Below are 16,362 nucleotides of genomic sequence, written 5' to 3' on the forward strand. Positions count from 1 at the left end.
GGGGTGAGTGACAGCACCGCCCCCGTGCCCGGAACCCCCGAGGCCCCCGGGCCGACGAACCCGACGGGCCCGGCGGCCCCCGGGTGCCCGATGAGCCGGCCCGCGCCCGATCCCGCGCCCGATCCCGCGCCCGGCCAAGGACCCGATCCCGCGCCCGCGCCCGGATCCCGCCCCGGACAAGGATCCGGCCCCGACCCGGTCCACGACCCCGACCCGGTCCACGGCCCCGACCCCGGACACAACCCCGCCCCCGGACATAACCCCGCCCCCGCCCCCGAGCTCTTCACCTGGGAGTTCGCGACCGACCCGTACCCCGCGTACGCCCGGCTGCGCGAGCACGCCCCGGTCCACCGCACCCGGCTGCCCAGCGGCGTGGAGGCATGGCTGATCACCCGTTACGACGACGCCCGACAGGCCCTCGCCGACCAGCGGCTCAGCAAGAACCCGGCCAACCACGCCGAACCCGCCCATGCCAGGGGCAAGACCGGCATCCCCGGCGAGCGCAAGGCCGAGCTGATGACGCATCTGCTCAATATCGACCCGCCCGACCACACCCGGCTGCGGCGGCTGGTCTCCAAGGCGTTCACCCCGCGCCGGGTGGCCGAGTTCGCCCCCCGCGTACAGGAACTGACCGACCGCCTCATCGCGGGGTTCGCCGCGAAGGGGGAGGCGGATCTGATCCACGACTTCGCCTTCCCGCTGCCCATCTACGCCATCTGCGATCTGCTCGGTGTACCGCCCGAGGACCAGGACGACTTCCGCGACTGGGCCGGGATGATGATCCGGCACGGCGGCGGTCCGCGCGGCGGGGTCGCCCGCTCGGTGAAGAAGATGCGCGGCTATCTGCTGGAGCTGATCCACCGCAAGCGCGGCGACCTCGGCGACGATCTGATCTCCGGTCTCATCCGGGCGAGCGACCACGGTGAGCACCTCACCGAGAACGAGGCCGCCGCCATGGCCTTCATCCTGCTTTTCGCCGGTTTCGAGACGACCGTCAATCTCGTGGGAAACGGGACGTACTCCCTGCTCCGCAACCCCGCTCAGCGCACCCTTTTCCAGAGCGCGGTGGACGCCGGCGACAGTGCGGCGGTGGACACCGCGGTGGAGGAACTGCTCCGCCACGACGGTCCGGTGGAGATGGCCACCTGGCGGTTCGCCACCACCGGACTGACCATCGGCGGGCAGCGGATCGCGGCCGGCGATCCGGTTCTCGTCGTGCTCGCCGCCGCCGATCGCGACCCGGAACGCTTCCCCGAGCCGGATGTTCTCAATCTTTCCCGCCGCGACAATCAACACCTCGGATACGGGCACGGCATCCACTACTGCCTCGGTGCGCCGCTCGCCCGGCTGGAGGGCGGGACCGCCCTCGCCACTCTCTTCCGCGACTTGCCTGACCTGCGACTGGCCGCCGATCCGGCCGATTTGCGCTGGCGCGGTGGCCTGATTATGCGTGGACTGCGCACCCTTCCGGTGGAGTTCACTCCGGTGAAAACTGATGCGCCGTCACATCTGTGATCTGCGTGTGATCTCCGCTGCACCGACTTGTGACTCACGTTCGAGTGCGGCTACGTTCACCCGGACTCAAGCAGTCTGGTGAAAGGCAATCACATGCTCTCCGGGAATGGCCGTCATCGGCGACCGCGTCAGGCCCCCGCTCTCGTCGTCGCTGCGGGCGTGACGGGATCGGCCATCGCGATCCCCTTGCTGGGCGCGGGTTCCGCCTCCGCCGTCGAGTCCTCCACCTGGGACCGGATCGCCGAGTGCGAGAGCGGTGGCAGCTGGAGCGCCGACACCGGCAACGGCTACTACGGAGGGCTTCAGCTCTCCCAGGCCGCCTGGGAGGCGCACGGCGGTACGGAGTACGCCTCGCGCGCCGACCTCGCCAGCCGCTCGCAGCAGATCATCGTGGCGGAGAAGGTGCTCGCCGCCCAGGGCGTCAAGGCATGGGCCTCCTGTGCCGGCATAGCGGGTCTGACCGACGGCGCCCCGGCCGGAAACGGCACCGGTTCCACCGGCACGGATGCGGCGAAGCCGGACAAGGCCCCCGCGGCCGGCAAGCCGAAGTCCGCGCCGAAGCCGGCCGCCGAGCCGAAGTCCGCCGAAACCCCCGCCGGTAGATCCACCGCGGCCGAGCCGTCCGCCGGCACGCCGAAGGGCGCCGGCCCGGGGGCCGGGACCAGCGCGGGCAAGCACCGGGGCGAGCCCGCGACGGAGTCGCCGGCCTCCGGCCCGGAGAAGTCCGCGGCGCCCACCGGGACCGGTGAGCCGAAGAGCGACGGCACGGCGGGCCCGGGCCCGGCCCGGGGCTCCGAGCCCGGCCATGTCTCGCGCGGCGACTCGGGCGGCCGGTCCCCCGTGGCGGACACCGCCGCCGGGGAGAAGAAGGTGGAGGTCGTCAAGGGCGTCGACGGCGCCGACGCCGAGCCGGGCACCTACACCGTCCGCCCGGGGGACAGCCTCTGGGCCATCGCGCAGGAGCAGAAGCTCGACGAGGGGTGGACCGGCCTCTATGAGGCCAACCGCGAGGAGGTCGGCGCCGACCCCGACCTCATCCACCCTGGTCAGAGCCTGGCCCTCGACCCGAAGTAGGGCCCGGGGCAGGGCCGGAAACCGGTGTGGTTCGCGGGATTTTGTCCATATTTGCCGAAGTGAGACAAGGGTCTCTTTGCGGTAAGTGGCACGGCCCGCCCACCGGAATCGGAGATTCCGCCCCCGACCTGGGGAAACATGGATCGGGTCAGGGGCGGGATGGGCGTTTTCTCCCCGATGTTCCCTCTTTGAACATCGGGGAGCCCTGTGATTACGGTCTGACCGCTCGCCATCGCGGGCACCGCTGACCGTCACGCCGAATCCTGCCGTCGGTCGGGGGGAGTACTCGACGCGAGAGCGCCGAAGGCAGGAGCGGGGGACCCAAGGTAAGTGCCGGCCCCGCCGTTCAGGACGAATGGCGGATCACCGGCTTGGGGTGGAGCCGTGCGCAAGGACGCACGGCCGGGCACTCATTGGCCCGAACCCGACAGCTCACCTCGCAGGCGTCGGTGAGGAGATCCACCATGCTGTTTTCCAGCAAGGGCAAGCACCGCCGTCCGTCCAGGGCCGTCCGCCTCGTCGCCTTCGCCGGTGTCACCGGCGCTGCCGTCGCCGCCCCGCTGATCGGCGCCACCTCGGCCTCGGCCGCCACCGCCGCCGAGTGGGACAAGGTCGCGCAGTGCGAGTCCGGCGGCAACTGGTCCATCAACACCGGCAACGGCTACTACGGCGGCCTCCAGTTCTCGTCCTCCACCTGGGCCGCCTTCGGCGGCACCAAGTACGCGGCGCAGGCCAACCAGGCCAGCAAGTCCCAGCAGATCGAGATCGCCGAGAAGGTCCTCGCGGGCCAGGGCAAGGGCGCCTGGCCGTCCTGTGGCGTGGGCCTCTCGAACACCCCGTACGGCGGCGGCGCCGCCGAGCAGCCCAAGCAGGAGCAGCCGAAGCAGCAGCCGGCCCAGCCGAAGCAGGAGCAGCCGCAGGCCGCCCAGCCGAAGCAGGAGCGCCAGGCCCAGCCGCAGCAGCGCGCCGAGGCCCCGACCACCCGCTCCGAGCGTCCCGCGGCCAAGGGCTTCGAGAAGGGCGACGGCGAGTACGAGGTCAAGTCCGGCGACACCCTCAGCAGCATCGCCGCGGCCGAGAAGGTCGACGGCGGCTGGGCGAAGCTCTTCGAGCTCAACAAGGACATCGTGGACAACGCGGACGTCATCTACCCGGGCCAGCAGCTCGACCTGAGCTGACCCTCCCGGGGCGGCCCGCACCACCGCCCGGCTCCGGCCCGCACCGCGCCCCCACGGCTCCGGTGCCGGCCGAACCGGGCCCGCGGGCCGCACCGCGTCCGCGCACCGGCCGTCCCCCCACCGGCCCCGCGCACCGGCCGCCCCCACCGGCCACACCCGTACAACCGGCCCCGCCCGTCCCGTACCCGACGGGGACCGCACCCGGATCCGCTGTCCCGTACCCCCACCGGGACCGCGCCCCGGGACCGCACCCCGGGTCCGTACCCACCCCGGGCGTCCGTCCGGCCGTGCCGCGCCCCGAACGGCGCAGGGCGGCCCGGACGGACCCCGGCACCCGGCCCCCGCGCGCGGGGGCCGGACCCAGGGGCCACCCCGGCCCGGCGCACTCCCCCTGTCCGCGCCGGGCCCGGGGTTCTTTTCGTTACCCCCTGGTAGGTGCGGGGTTGTTTGTCCCGGACCGCGCGGATGGCACCGGCTTTTTCGTCCCAGGGGGCGGGCATCCGCGAGGAGACCCCCGGCCGCCGGATAGGCTCTTGCCGCAAGGCCAAGAGACCCTGCACCCCATGCGTCACATCCCAGAAGGAGATGCTCGTGCCGTCCATCGACGTCGTCGTAGCCCGGGAAATCCTGGACTCCCGAGGCAATCCCACGGTCGAGGTCGAGGTTGGCCTCGACGACGGAAGCACCGGCCGTGCCGCCGTTCCGTCCGGTGCCTCCACCGGAGCGTTCGAGGCCCTTGAGCTTCGTGACGGCGACCCCAACCGCTACCAGGGCAAGGGCGTCGAGAAGGCCGTTCTCGCCGTCATCGAGCAGATCGGCCCCGAGCTGGTCGGCTACGACGCCACCGAGCAGCGCCTGATCGACCAGGCGATGTTCGACCTGGACGCCACCCCGGACAAGTCCTCGCTCGGCGCCAACGCCATCCTCGGCGTCTCGCTCGCCGTGGCGCACGCCGCCTCCGAGGCGTCCGACCTGCCGCTCTTCCGCTACCTCGGCGGCCCGAACGCGCACCTGCTGCCCGTTCCGATGATGAACATCCTGAACGGCGGCTCGCACGCCGACTCCAATGTGGACATCCAGGAGTTCATGATCGCCCCGATCGGCGCGGAGTCCTTCTCCGAGGCCCTGCGCTGGGGCACCGAGGTCTACCACACCCTCAAGAAGGTGCTGAAGCAGAAGGGCCTCTCCACCGGCCTCGGCGACGAGGGCGGCTTCGCGCCGAACCTCGACTCCAACCGTGCCGCGCTGGACCTGATCCTCGAAGCGATCAAGGAAGCCGGTTACGCCCCCGGCAAGGACATCGCGCTCGCGCTCGACGTCGCCGCCTCCGAGTTCTACAAGGACGGCGTCTACGAGTTCGAGGGCAAGTCCCTCTCCGCCGCCGAGCTGACCGAGTACTACGAGGAGCTGGTCGCGGCCTACCCGCTGGTCTCCATCGAGGACCCGCTCTTCGAGGACGACTGGGCCGGCTGGAAGGTGCTCACCGACAAGCTGGGCACCAAGGTCCAGATCGTCGGCGACGACCTCTTCGTCACCAACCCGGAGCGGCTGGCCCGCGGCATCGACGAGGGCTCCGCCAACGCCCTGCTCGTCAAGGTCAACCAGATCGGTTCGCTGACCGAGACCCTGGACGCCGTCGAGCTGGCCCAGCGCAGCGGCTTCAAGTGCATGATGTCGCACCGCTCCGGTGAGACCGAGGACGTCACCATCGCCGACCTCGCCGTCGCCACCAACTGCGGCCAGATCAAGACCGGCGCCCCGGCCCGCTCCGAGCGCGTCGCCAAGTACAACCAGCTGCTGCGCATCGAGGAGATCCTCGACGACGCCGCGGTGTACGCCGGCCGGAGCGCGTTCCCCCGCTTCAAGGGCTGATCCACCGGCACTCCCCGGGCCGACCCACCGGGCCGGCCGCCTCTCGGGGCGGCCGGGTCCCGCCAGTCGTCCGTACGTCCCCGGCCGCGGTCCCGTACCGTGTCCGGGGACGTACGCACGTCGGGACCGGGCTCCTCAGACCCCCGGGACCGGGCACCGGCGCTGAACAGGGGAGGCGGGAGACATGGCCGGGAGGAACCGCGACCGGTTCTCCACCGCGACCAGGCTGCGGCTGATCGGTGAGCAGACCGCCGCCCGGGTCTACCGTTCCCAGACCAGGCGCCAGGCCCGGCGCTCCCGGCTCACCGGCCGGGCGGCCTTTCTCGCCCTGGTGGTCTGTTCGCTGATCGTCGCCCTCGCGTACCCCATGCGGCAGTACGTCTCCCAGGGCGGCGAGATGGCCGAACAGCGGGAGCGGATGGCCGAGGCGGAGCGCCAGGTCGAACGGCTCCGGGACGAGAAGGCCCGGCTCCAGGACGACATGTACATCCAGCGGCTGGCCCGGGAGCATCTGCACTATGTGCTGCCGGGCGAGACCGGGTACACGATGATCGACCCCGACGCCGCCGAGGAACGCCGCAGCGAGGACGGCTCGGCGGAACGCCCCTGGTACTCGGGCGTCTGGGACGGCGTCGACAAGGCGGACCGCGGCTGACCGCCGCCCCCGCACCAGCCGGGACCGGGCGGCAGCGCCCGGCACCGGCGTCCAGCAAACGCAGAAGCACGGAACCGTAGAGCCAAGGCAGGCATGGAAACCCCTCCTCCCCACACCGCACCCACCGAGCCGACCGACGCGGACATCGCGGCCTTCCAGGAGCAGCTCGGCCGCCCGCCGCGCGGTCTGCGCGCCATCGCGCACCGCTGCCCCTGCGGCCTCCCGGATGTCGTCGAGACGGCGCCCCGGCTCCCGGACGGCACCCCGTTCCCGACGCTGTACTACCTGACCTGCCCCCGGGCGGCCTCGGCGATCGGCACGCTGGAGGCGAACGGCGTGATGAAGGAGATGTCGGAGCGGCTGGCGGCCGATCCGGAGCTCGCCGCGGCCTATCGCGCGGCCCACGAGGACTACATCGAGCGCCGGGACGCCATCGACGTGCTCCAGGGGTTCCCCAGCGCCGGCGGCATGCCGGACCGGGTGAAGTGCCTCCATGTCCTGGTCGGGCACTCGCTCGCGGCCGGGCCCGGGGTCAATCCGCTCGGTGACGAGGCGATCGCGATGCTGCCCGAGTGGTGGCGGAAGGGCCCGTGCGTCTCCCCGTGCGAGCCGGCCGCCGCCGGATCCGCTCCGGCCGCCGGAGGGGAGTCCGCATGACCCGCGTCGCCGCGATCGACTGCGGTACCAACTCCATCCGGCTTCTCGTCGCCGACGCCGACCCGGCCACCGGTGTCCTGACCGAGCTCGACCGCCGGATGACGATCGTCCGCCTCGGCCAGGGTGTGGACCGCACCGGCCGGCTGGCCCCCGAGGCGCTGGAGCGCACCTTCGCCGCCTGCCGGGAGTACGCCGCCGTCATCGGGGAGCTCGGGGCGGAGCGGGTCCGCTTCGTGGCCACCTCCGCCTCGCGCGACGCGGAGAACCGGGACGACTTCACCGCCGGGGTGCTCGCGATCCTCGGTGTTGAACCCGAGGTGATCAGCGGCGACCAGGAGGCCGCGTTCTCCTTCACCGGCGCCACCGGGGATCTCCCCGGCCATGAGGAACGCCTGGTCGTGGACATCGGCGGCGGCTCCACCGAATTCGTCACCGGCCGGGACCGGGTCGAGGCGGCCCGCTCGGTGGACATCGGCTGCGTACGCCTGACCGAACGCCATATCCGCAGCGACCCGCCCGCCGCCGCCGAGCTGGCGGCCGTCCGCGCGGACATCGAGGCGGCGCTCGACCTGGCCGCGGAGACCGTCCCGCTCACCGGCGCCCGGACCCTGGTGGGCCTGGCCGGCACGGTCACCACGATCGCCGGGATCGAGCTGGGCCTCCCCGCGTACGACTCCGAGGCCATCCACCACTCCCGGGTCTCCCGCGAGCGGGTCGCCGAGATCACCCGCGAGCTGACGGCCGCCCGCCACGAGGAGCGCGCCGCGATTCCGGTGATGCACCCGGGCCGGGTCGATGTGATCATCGCCGGCGCGCTGGTACTTCTCGCGATCATGGAGCGGACCGGCGCCCGTGAGGTGGTCGTGAGCGAGCACGACATCCTCGACGGAATCGCCTGGAGCCTGGTGCCCGCCGCCGGGTAATGGAGGAGGCCGGAAGCCCGGAGTCTCTCCGGGCTCCGGCGCCCGTCCCGGGCGCCTGTGCGGGCCGGCGGAGGCCGCGGCCGTCAGAGGCTGCGGTACCCGTCGCGCCGGTCGCCCACCTTGACGACGGGAATGACGAGCTCGCCGTCCTCGACCCGGTAGGCGACCCGGTAACCACCGACTCGAAGCCGGTGGAGCCCTGACGGTCCGGTGAGCTTCCTGATGTCGGCATCCTCGCGGTACGGATCGTCACCGAGCGCCGTCAGCGCGGCCAGGATCCGCATGGCGGCGGGCCGGTCGATACCGCGAAGCTGCCGTTGCGCCGCAGCCGTGAACCGGAACGCGTACTTCATACCGCGCTCTCACGATCTTCCGTGAACAGGTCGGCCAGCAGTTCCGCCATGGTCACGGTGGGGCCGCCCCCGGCCAGGACCGCTTCCGCCTCCCGGGCCAGCAGCACGTCGGCCGCCTCCTCCAGCGCGTTGAAATCCGCGATGGGCACCACGGCCGCGACGGGCTCGCCATTGCGGGTGATCACCGTGGGCGATCCCTCGGCGGCGCGATTGATGTGGTCCGCCAGGTGTGCGCGGGCTTCCCGTACGGTCACAGTGCTCTCGGTCATGGGGGGAAGTGTACGCGCAGATGTGTACACGCGCTGGAGTGGCGCCGGGTGCCCGGCCGAGTGGCGCGCGCGACCTTGCCCGGAGCGGTGTCCGCGGCCCCGGAGGAGCGTGATCCATTGCCGCGGGCGGGCCCGCCGGCGGGCCGGGAACCCGGTCCGGAACCCGGCCCGAAACCAACTTCGTGAAGTTCTTCACAAGGAAAAAGGCCCTGATGGGCGCTCCAGGGGGCCGAAAGGCCCTCCCTGGGGGGCCGTTGGGCCACTCGAAGGGGTTATCGGGCGGTTCACGGCATGTTTCTTCCGTGTGAAGCCGGGGCGTGGTCCACTCTCGCGGAGGGTCGAAGGGCCTGATCACAGGGGGTTCCCAACGTCCCGGTGCCCCCGGTGGTTCCCTCTGGAAGGCATGACCTCGATCACGCGGCGGCGCAGTGTAGCAGAGGTGAGTGCACTCCTTGTGAAGGGGCTCACGAGCACCCCCTGTCGGCGGGGTGGATACTCGATGGCATGAGCACCACGGAGCGTCCCAGGATCCTCGTAGTAGGCGGTGGATACGTTGGCCTGTACGCGGCGCGCCGCATTCTGAAGAAGATGCGGTACGGCGAAGCGACCGTCACGGTCGTGGACCCGCGCTCGTACATGACGTATCAGCCCTTCCTCCCCGAAGCCGCGGCCGGCAGCATCTCGCCCCGGCACGTCGTCGTCCCGCTGCGACGCGTGCTGCCGAAGGCCGAGGTCCTCACCGGCCGAGTCACCTCCATCGACCAGGACCGCAAGGTCGCCACGGTGTCCCCGCTCGTCGGTGACGCGTATGAGCTGCCCTTCGACTACCTCGTGGTCGCGCTCGGAGCCATCTCCCGCACCTTCCCGATCCCCGGCCTCGCCGAGCAGGGCATCGGCATGAAGGGCATCGAGGAGGCCATCGGTCTCCGCAACCACGTGCTGGAGCAGCTCGACAAGGCCGACTCCACCACCGATGAGGCGATCCGCCGCAAGGCGCTCACCTTCGTCTTCGTCGGCGGCGGCTTCGCCGGCGCCGAGACCATCGGCGAGGTGGAGGACCTGGCCCGCGACGCGGCCAAGTACTACAACAACGTGAAGCGCGAGGACATGCGCTTCATCCTGGTCGACGCGGCCGACAAGATCCTTCCCGAGGTCGGCCCGAAGCTGGGCGCCTACGGCAAGGAGCACCTGGAGGGCCGGGGTGTCGAGATCTACCTCCAGACCTCCATGGACTCCTGCGTCGACGGCCACGTGGTGCTGAAGAACGGCCTGGAGGTCGACTCCGACACCATCGTGTGGACCGCCGGTGTGAAGCCGAACCCGGCGCTGGCCCGCTACGGCCTGCCGCTCGGCCCCCGGGGTCATGTGGACACCGCCGCCACGCTCCAGGTGCAGGGCACCGACTACATCTGGGCCGCGGGCGACAACGCCCAGGTCCCGGACATGGCGGCCCGCAAGGCCGGAGTCGAGAACGCCTGGTGCCCGCCGAACGCACAGCACGCGCTCCGGCAGTCGAAGGTCCTCGGCGACAATGTGATCTCCGGTATGCGGGGCTTCCCGCAGAAGGAGTACAGCCACGCCAACAAGGGTGCGGTCGCCGGTCTGGGCCTGCACAAGGGCGTCGCGATGATCGTCGTCGGCAAGTGGAAGATCAAGCTTCGCGGCCGGCTGGCGTGGTACATGCACCGTGGCTACCACGGCATGGCCATGCCGACCTTCAACCGCAAGATCCGGGTCTTCGCCGACTGGACGCTCGCGATGTTCCTCAAGCGCGAGGTCGTCTCGCTCGGTGCGATCGAGTCGCCGCGCGAGGAGTTCTACGAGGCCGCGAAGCCGGCCCCGGCTCCGGCCGTCGCTCCCGCCGCCCCGGAGAAGGCCAGGGCCTCCTGACCCGGCCGACGCCGGCCGTCTGATCCGGCACCTTTGAGACGAAGGGCCGCCCGCCATCCGTGGTGCGGGCGGCCCTTCGCCATGCCCGGACCCGGGTTGACCGTGTGACCGGGTGCCGGGCCTCTCGCGTACCCCGCCGCCGCCTCCGCGTACTCCGCGTACTCCGCGTACTCCGCGTACTCCGCGTGCCCCGCCCCTCCGCGCACCCCGCGCGCCACCCCCGGCACCGGCCGTCCCTGCCTCCGTGCGGGGGGCTCGCGTCCGGATGCGTGCGGGAAGGGCTCCGTGCGGGAAACACCACCACGGCTCTAGGTGTTGCCGTAACAATGACGCCGGAACGCCAGGAAGTGTGACGCAGGACACAGGAAACAGCAGGCGAATACCGCCACGGAGGTGTGCGCACCATGGCCGACGCCGCATCGCGGTTGACCACCATCGTTGAGGAGCTGCTCGGGACCCCCTTTCCCCTCCGGCTGAGAGCCTGGGACGGCTCGGAAGCCGGCCCCACCAGTGGACCGGTACTGGTCGTGCGGGACCGGAGGGCCCTGCGGCGGCTGATGTGGCGGCCGGGCGAGCTCGGCCTGGCCCGGGCCTGGGTCGCCGGGGAGATCGAGGTGGAGGGCGATCTCTACGCCGCCCTCGATCTGCTCTCGGGTGTGCTCTGGGAGCGCGACGACGAGCGCTCCCTCTCGGTGCGCGACCCCCGGGTCCGCTCCGCCGCCAGGGCCTTCGTCCGGCTGGCCGGAGCGCTTCCCGCGCCGAGGCCGCCCGCCGAGGAGGTGCCGCGCCGCACCGGCGCGCTGCACACCAAGACCCGCGACCGGCAGGCCATCAGCCACCACTACGACGTGGGCAACCCGTTCTACGAGCTGGTGCTCGGGCCCTCCATGGTCTACTCCTGCGCCTACTGGGACGAGAGCTGCGGTCTGGAGGAGGCCCAGCGCGCCAAGCTCGATCTCGTCTGCCGCAAGCTGGGCCTGACCGAGGGCGAGCGGCTGCTCGACGTCGGCTGCGGCTGGGGCTCCATGGCGATGCACGCGGCCCGCGAGTACGGCGTCCAGGTCACCGGCATCACCATCTCCCGGGAGCAGGCCGCCTACGCCCGCAAGCGCATCGCCGAGGCGGGGCTGACCGACCGGATCGAGATCCGCGTCCAGGACTACCGCGATGTCCGGGACGGGCCGTTCGACGCCATCTCCTCCATCGGCATGGCCGAGCACGTCGGCTCCGTCCGCTACTTGCAGTACGCCGGCCAGTTGCACAGTCTGCTCGCCCCCGGCGGACGGCTGCTGAACCACCAGATCGCCCGCCGCCCCGAGCGCGATGAGACGGCGTACGAGATCGACGAGTTCATCGACCGCTATGTCTTCCCGGACGGGGAACTCTCGCCGCTCGGGACCACCGTCTCCATGCTGGAGCAGGCCGGCTTCGAGGTGCGCGACGTGGAGTCGATCCGCGAGCACTACGCCCGTACGCTGCGCCGCTGGGTCGCCAATCTGGAGGACGGCTGGGACCGGGCGGTGGGTCTCACCTCCCCGGGCCGCGCCCGGGTCTGGCGGCTCTACATGGCCGCGTCGGCGGTCTCCTTCGAGCGCAACCGGATCGGGGTCAATCAGATCCTCGCGGTCAAGACCCCGGAGAGCGGCGCCGCCGGGCTCCCGCTGCGCGCCCGCACCTGGAACTGACCGGCCCGGCCGTCTCCGTACCGCCGTCACCGGCCACACGGCACCGGCCCCGCGACCGATTCTGCTGGTCGCGGGGCCGGTGCCGTGTCCGGGCGTGGTGGCCCCCGGCTATTCGGTCTTGATCGCCGTGAGCATGTTCAGCCGCGCGGCGCTGCGGGCCGGCCACATCGCGGCCAGGACACCCACCGTGCCGGCGAGCAGCAGGAAGATTCCGATCCGGCCCCACGGGAGGACCAGGGCGTAATCCGGGATGCTCGACTTGAAGGTCTCGCCGATCGCCCAGGCGAGGAAGGTGCCGAGGACGATGCCGATCACCGCGCCGAAGAGCGAGATCACCACCGACTCCAGCCGGATCATCCGCTTGACCTTGCCCCGTTCCAGACCGATCGCCCGCAGCATGCCGATCTCCTGCTGGCGCTCGAAGACGGACATCGCCAGGGTGTTGACGACACCGAGGATCGCGATGATCAGGGCCATGCCCAGCAGGCCGTACATGATGTACAGCATCTGGTTGATGATGCCGCCGAAGAAGTTGCGGATGTCCTGCTTGTCCATGACGGACATGCTCGGGTTGTCGCCCAGCGCGTCCACCACGGCCTGCTCATTGGCCGCGGACTCGCCGCCGGCCATCTTGACCCAGACTTCCTGGATGTACGGCTGCTCGAAGTAGGGAGCCGTCAGGTCGGCCGACACCACATACGGCGCCTTCATGACCTGGTTCTCCTCGAAGACCGCCCCGACCGTCAGGGACTTCTTCACCGGTGCGGCACCCTCGCGGTCGCCCTCGATCGTCACCGGGACGGTGTCGCCGGTCTTCCAGCCCTTGTCCTCGGCCGTCTTCTCGTCGACCGCGAGCTTGCCCTCGGCGAGGCTGTCCAGCGAGCCGGAGACCATCCGCAGGGTGAAGACCTTGCTGATGTCCGAGCCGCTGATCGCGGCGGTCGGCTCCTCCTGGCCGTCGATCTCCATCATCAGCGTCTGCTGTGCGGAGACCGCCTCGGCGCCCTTGGTCTTCTCCAGCGCGGTGACCGTCGAGGGGCTCAGCGGGCCCATGCTGGCCATCTGCACCATGTAGTCGGCGCGCACATTGCTGGTGCTGGCCTTGTCGATGGCCTGGCCCAGCGTCACACCGATCACGGTGAGGCCGGTCACCAGGGTCAGGCCGATCGCCAGCGCGGAGGCGGTGGCGCCGGTGCGGCGCGGGTTGCGGACCGCGTTCTGCCCGGCGAGCTTGCCGGCGACCCCGAAGACCCGCTGGAGCAGCGGCCGGAAGAGCGCGATCACGGGGCGGGAGAGCAGCGGGATCAGCACGATGACGCCGATCAGGGTGAAGAACGCGCCGCCGCCCACGAGCATCCGGCCCTCGTCGCCCGCCTTGGCGGCTCCGGCGAGGATGCCCGCCGCGCCCGCCAGGGTGATGACGGCACCGATGGTGTTCCGCACCACCAGGGACTTGGTGGTCGCGGTGGCGTGCACACTGCTCATCGCGGCGACCGGGGCGATCTTCGCGGCGCGGCGGGCGGGCAGCCAGGCGGCCAGCACGGTGATCAGCACACCGACACCGAACGCGGCGAACACGGCGGTGGGGGAGACGATCAGCGGGCCGTCGGGCATCTTCGCGCCGAAGGAGCCCATCGCGCCGCGCAGCCCCACGGCGAGTCCGAGACCGCCGAGGAAGCCGACGACCGCGGCTATCGTGCCGACCAGGACGGCTTCGAGGATCACCGAGCGCTTCACCTGACGGCGGGAGGCGCCCACGGCGCGCATCAGCGCGAGCTCCCTGGTGCGCTGGGCGACCAGCATGGTGAAGGTGTTGGCGATCAGGAAGACACCGACGAAGAGCGCGATTCCGGCGAACACCAGCAGCATGGTGTTCATCTGGGTCATGCCGCTCTCGATCGCCTTGGCCTCCTCCTTGGCCAGCGCGGCGCCGGTGTCGGCCTCGGAGCCCTCGGGCAGCAGCGGCTTGATCTCGGCGAGCAGCTTGGCGTCGGAGGCGCCGCCGGCGGCGGTCACGGTGACGGTGCTGAACTTGCCGGGCTCCAGATAGAGCTTCTGGGCGACCGGGGTGGTGAAGAGGACCAGGCTGCCGCCCGCGTTCACCGCGCCGTCCTCGGTGGTGAAGACGCCGGTGAGCTCGAATTCCTGGACGGGGCCGTTGGTGGAGACGCGCACGGTGTCGCCGGTCTTGTAGCCGCCCTTGTCGGCGGTGGTCCGGTCCAGGGCGATCTGGTTGTCCTTCACCGGGCCGGTGCCCTGGGCGAAGTCGTGGGAGGCGTCCTTGCCGTCCTTGCCGGGCTCGAAGTTCTCACCCCGGTTCGCCCAGCCGGAGCCGATGAGCTTGCCCTTCTCGTCGGCGACCCCCGCGAATCCGGTGACCCGGCCGGTGGCCTCGCCGACCCCGTCCAGTCCGTTGATCTTCTCCACAACGGCGGTCGAGATGCCCTTGCTGGACTTGGCGCTGCCGAGGGAGTCGGCGCCGGGGGCCTCGATGGCGACGGCGACCTTGTCGTAACCCTTGGCCGTCTGGCTGCGGAAGGCATTGCCGAGGGTGTCGGTGAAGACCAGGGTGCCGGAGACGAAGGCGACGCCGAGTGTGACGGCGAGGACGGTCATCAGCAGCCTGGCTTTGTGCGCGAGCACATTGCGCAGGGCGGTACGGAACATGTCTGTCAGTCCTGGGGTGAGAAGCCGGGGCGGGCCGGAAGTCAGGGGCCGGGCGGTCGGCCGGGCAGGGGCGGGAGGCCCGAGCCCGGCGCGGAGCGCGGGCGGGGCCGGAGAGCCGGGGGTCCGGCCGGGGTCAGCTGGTGCGGCCCTTGGCGTCGAACGCCTTCATCCGGTCGAGGACGCCGTCCGCGGTGGGGTGCGGCATCTCGTCGACGATCCGGCCGTCGGCCAGGAAGATCACCCGGTCCGAGTAGGAGGCGGCGACCGGGTCGTGGGTGACCATGACGACGGTCTGGCCGAGCTCGCGCACGGAGTTGCGGAGGAAGCCCAGCACCTCGGCGCCGGAGCGGGAGTCGAGGTTTCCGGTGGGCTCGTCCCCGAAGATGATGTCGGGCTGGGAGGCCAGGGCACGGGCGACGGCCACCCGCTGCTGCTGTCCGCCGGAGAGCTCGGTGGGCCGGTGGCTGAGCCGCCCGGAGAGACCGACCATCTCGATGACCGTGTTGAGCCACTGCTTGTCGGGCTTCCGCCCGGCGATGTCCATCGGCAGGGTGATGTTCTCCAGCGCGGTGAGCGTGGGGAGCAGATTGAACGCCTGGAAGATGAAGCCGATCTTGTCCCGGCGGAGCTGGGTCAGATGCTTGTCCTTGAGCGTGCCGAGCTCGGTCTCGCCGATGCGGACGGAACCCGAGCTGAAGGTGTCGAGTCCGGCGACGCAGTGCATCAGGGTCGACTTGCCGGAGCCGGAGGGCCCCATGATCGCGGTGAACTCGGCCTGCCGGAAGTCCACGGTGACCCGGTCGAGGGCGACCACCTGGGTCTCGCCCTGTCCGTACACCTTGGACAGATCCGTGGCGCGGGCGGCCACGGCGGTGGCGCGGTGTGCGATGGGCGTGGTGGTCACGAGGGGGTACTCCTCTTCGGCACTTCTGGACTACGGGGCTTTGGAACATCGGACGGTGCTCCGGCGATGTGTTCCATCGTCCTCCGTCCCCGCCCGCCGGACGTCAGCCCGGGTGCCCGTTCCGGGGGCCCCCTTTGGTCGGACCGGGCGGGCGGGGCATCCTCCTTTGGTATGACGGTCCTCTCGGGGGCGGTCTCCGGGACCCGCCCCGGCGGCCCGGGGGCGGGCCACTGTCCGTGACGGCAGCGGTCACTCAGGGTCCGCGTGAACGCCGGCGCCCTGGCTCATTCGGGGCTGCTCCGGCCAGTCCGCGCCGCCTTCACACTTCGCCCACGAATCGTCCATCGTTCATCCGGCTTCGGCTGGGGACGGCCGCGGTTCGTCTGCCTTGTGGCTTTGGTTCGTTACGTCTGCGTCGCCATGCGGCGACTTTCCGTCAATCCCGCACCGGCACGCCACCGCCCACCTGTTGGGACGGTGGCCCGCGCAGCTCCCGCCACCTGGGCTGACGCACCCTCAAGCGGCAATAAAATAAGACAACATCGGGCCATGGGCCGCCGACGGGGTGGATCTCCCCGGATAGGCTCCTGTGCTTACGCGGAGCCACGCACCTGGCCCGGATGGTGGAATGCAGACACGGCGAGCTTAAACCTCGCTGGCCTTCATGGCCGTGCCGGTTCGAGTCCGGCTCCGGGCACGAGTGCCTAACCCCACAGTGAC

At 71.2% G+C, this 16,362-nt stretch carries 13 protein-coding genes, 1 tRNA gene and 1 riboswitch; of the genes, 10 read left to right on the plus strand and 4 right to left on the minus strand.

Annotated features, from left to right (window positions below; translation table 11 throughout):
* The first annotated feature begins 3 nt into the window (after positions 1–3).
* The 7 genes from AAFN69_RS20695 to AAFN69_RS20725 all read left to right on the plus strand — a co-directional run bounded on the left by AAFN69_RS20695 (position 4) and on the right by AAFN69_RS20725 (position 7,874).
* Positions 4–1,515, plus strand: coding sequence for a cytochrome P450 (locus tag AAFN69_RS20695; RefSeq protein WP_347730080.1), 1,512 nt, complete (start codon positions 4–6; stop codon positions 1,513–1,515).
* Between the two features lie 159 nt (positions 1,516–1,674).
* Positions 1,675–2,589: a transglycosylase family protein gene (locus AAFN69_RS20700; RefSeq protein WP_347730081.1), complete on the plus strand. Its 915-nt coding sequence runs from the start codon at positions 1,675–1,677 to the stop codon at positions 2,587–2,589.
* Positions 2,590–2,877: 288 nt separating this feature from the next.
* A riboswitch (cyclic di-AMP (ydaO/yuaA leader) is annotated at positions 2,878–3,050 on the plus strand.
* 3 nt (positions 3,051–3,053) lie between these two features.
* Positions 3,054–3,767, plus strand: a complete 714-nt coding sequence (locus AAFN69_RS20705; protein WP_347730082.1) for a transglycosylase family protein — start codon at positions 3,054–3,056, stop codon at positions 3,765–3,767.
* A 585-nt stretch (positions 3,768–4,352) separates the two neighbouring features.
* Positions 4,353–5,639: a phosphopyruvate hydratase gene (gene eno, locus AAFN69_RS20710; protein WP_347730083.1), complete on the plus strand. Its 1,287-nt coding sequence runs from the start codon at positions 4,353–4,355 to the stop codon at positions 5,637–5,639.
* 184 nt (positions 5,640–5,823) lie between these two features.
* Complete coding sequence (locus AAFN69_RS20715) at positions 5,824–6,294, plus strand: septum formation initiator family protein (RefSeq protein ID WP_347730084.1); 471 nt, start codon at positions 5,824–5,826, stop codon at positions 6,292–6,294.
* Between the two features lie 93 nt (positions 6,295–6,387).
* Positions 6,388–6,951, plus strand: coding sequence for a DUF501 domain-containing protein (locus AAFN69_RS20720; RefSeq protein ID WP_347730085.1), 564 nt, complete (start codon positions 6,388–6,390; stop codon positions 6,949–6,951).
* Positions 6,948–7,874 carry a Ppx/GppA phosphatase family protein gene (locus AAFN69_RS20725; protein ID WP_347730086.1) on the plus strand — a complete coding sequence of 309 codons (927 nt, stop codon included), beginning with the start codon at positions 6,948–6,950 and terminating at the stop codon, positions 7,872–7,874. Before AAFN69_RS20720 ends, AAFN69_RS20725 begins: the two co-directional genes overlap by 4 nt.
* A gap of 83 nt (positions 7,875–7,957) precedes the next feature.
* Here AAFN69_RS20725 and AAFN69_RS20730 read toward each other — a convergent pair whose 3' ends face one another.
* A complete protein-coding gene (locus AAFN69_RS20730) occupies positions 7,958–8,227 on the minus strand; it encodes a type II toxin-antitoxin system RelE/ParE family toxin (protein ID WP_347730088.1) in 270 nt (89 codons plus the stop codon).
* Positions 8,224–8,496, minus strand: a complete 273-nt coding sequence (locus tag AAFN69_RS20735) for a type II toxin-antitoxin system Phd/YefM family antitoxin (protein WP_347730090.1) — start codon at positions 8,494–8,496, stop codon at positions 8,224–8,226. The genes AAFN69_RS20730 and AAFN69_RS20735 overlap by 4 nt, the downstream gene beginning before the upstream one ends.
* Before the next feature lie 504 nt (positions 8,497–9,000).
* Here AAFN69_RS20735 and AAFN69_RS20740 point away from each other — a divergent pair.
* Together AAFN69_RS20740 and AAFN69_RS20745 are read left to right on the plus strand one after the other, a co-directional pair.
* Positions 9,001–10,386 carry an NAD(P)/FAD-dependent oxidoreductase gene (locus tag AAFN69_RS20740; RefSeq protein WP_347730091.1) on the plus strand — a complete coding sequence of 462 codons (1,386 nt, stop codon included), beginning with the start codon at positions 9,001–9,003 and terminating at the stop codon, positions 10,384–10,386.
* Between the two features lie 404 nt (positions 10,387–10,790).
* Positions 10,791–12,071: a cyclopropane-fatty-acyl-phospholipid synthase family protein gene (locus tag AAFN69_RS20745; protein WP_347730092.1), complete on the plus strand. Its 1,281-nt coding sequence runs from the start codon at positions 10,791–10,793 to the stop codon at positions 12,069–12,071.
* A gap of 108 nt (positions 12,072–12,179) precedes the next feature.
* On the opposite strand, the gene AAFN69_RS20750 is transcribed toward AAFN69_RS20745, so the two are convergent.
* On the minus strand, positions 12,180–14,738 hold the full coding sequence (locus tag AAFN69_RS20750) for an ABC transporter permease (RefSeq protein WP_347730094.1): 2,559 nt from the start codon (positions 14,736–14,738) through the stop codon (positions 12,180–12,182).
* A gap of 133 nt (positions 14,739–14,871) precedes the next feature.
* Complete coding sequence (locus AAFN69_RS20755) at positions 14,872–15,642, minus strand: ABC transporter ATP-binding protein (protein ID WP_347730095.1); 771 nt, start codon at positions 15,640–15,642, stop codon at positions 14,872–14,874.
* A gap of 614 nt (positions 15,643–16,256) precedes the next feature.
* Here AAFN69_RS20755 and AAFN69_RS20760 point away from each other — a divergent pair.
* A tRNA-Leu gene (locus AAFN69_RS20760) sits at positions 16,257–16,339 on the plus strand.
* The last annotated feature ends 23 nt before the right edge of the window (positions 16,340–16,362 follow it).

It is taken from the genome of Streptomyces sp. CAU 1734 (genome assembly GCF_039888735.1).
In the GTDB taxonomy this organism is placed as follows: domain Bacteria; phylum Actinomycetota; class Actinomycetes; order Streptomycetales; family Streptomycetaceae; genus Streptomyces.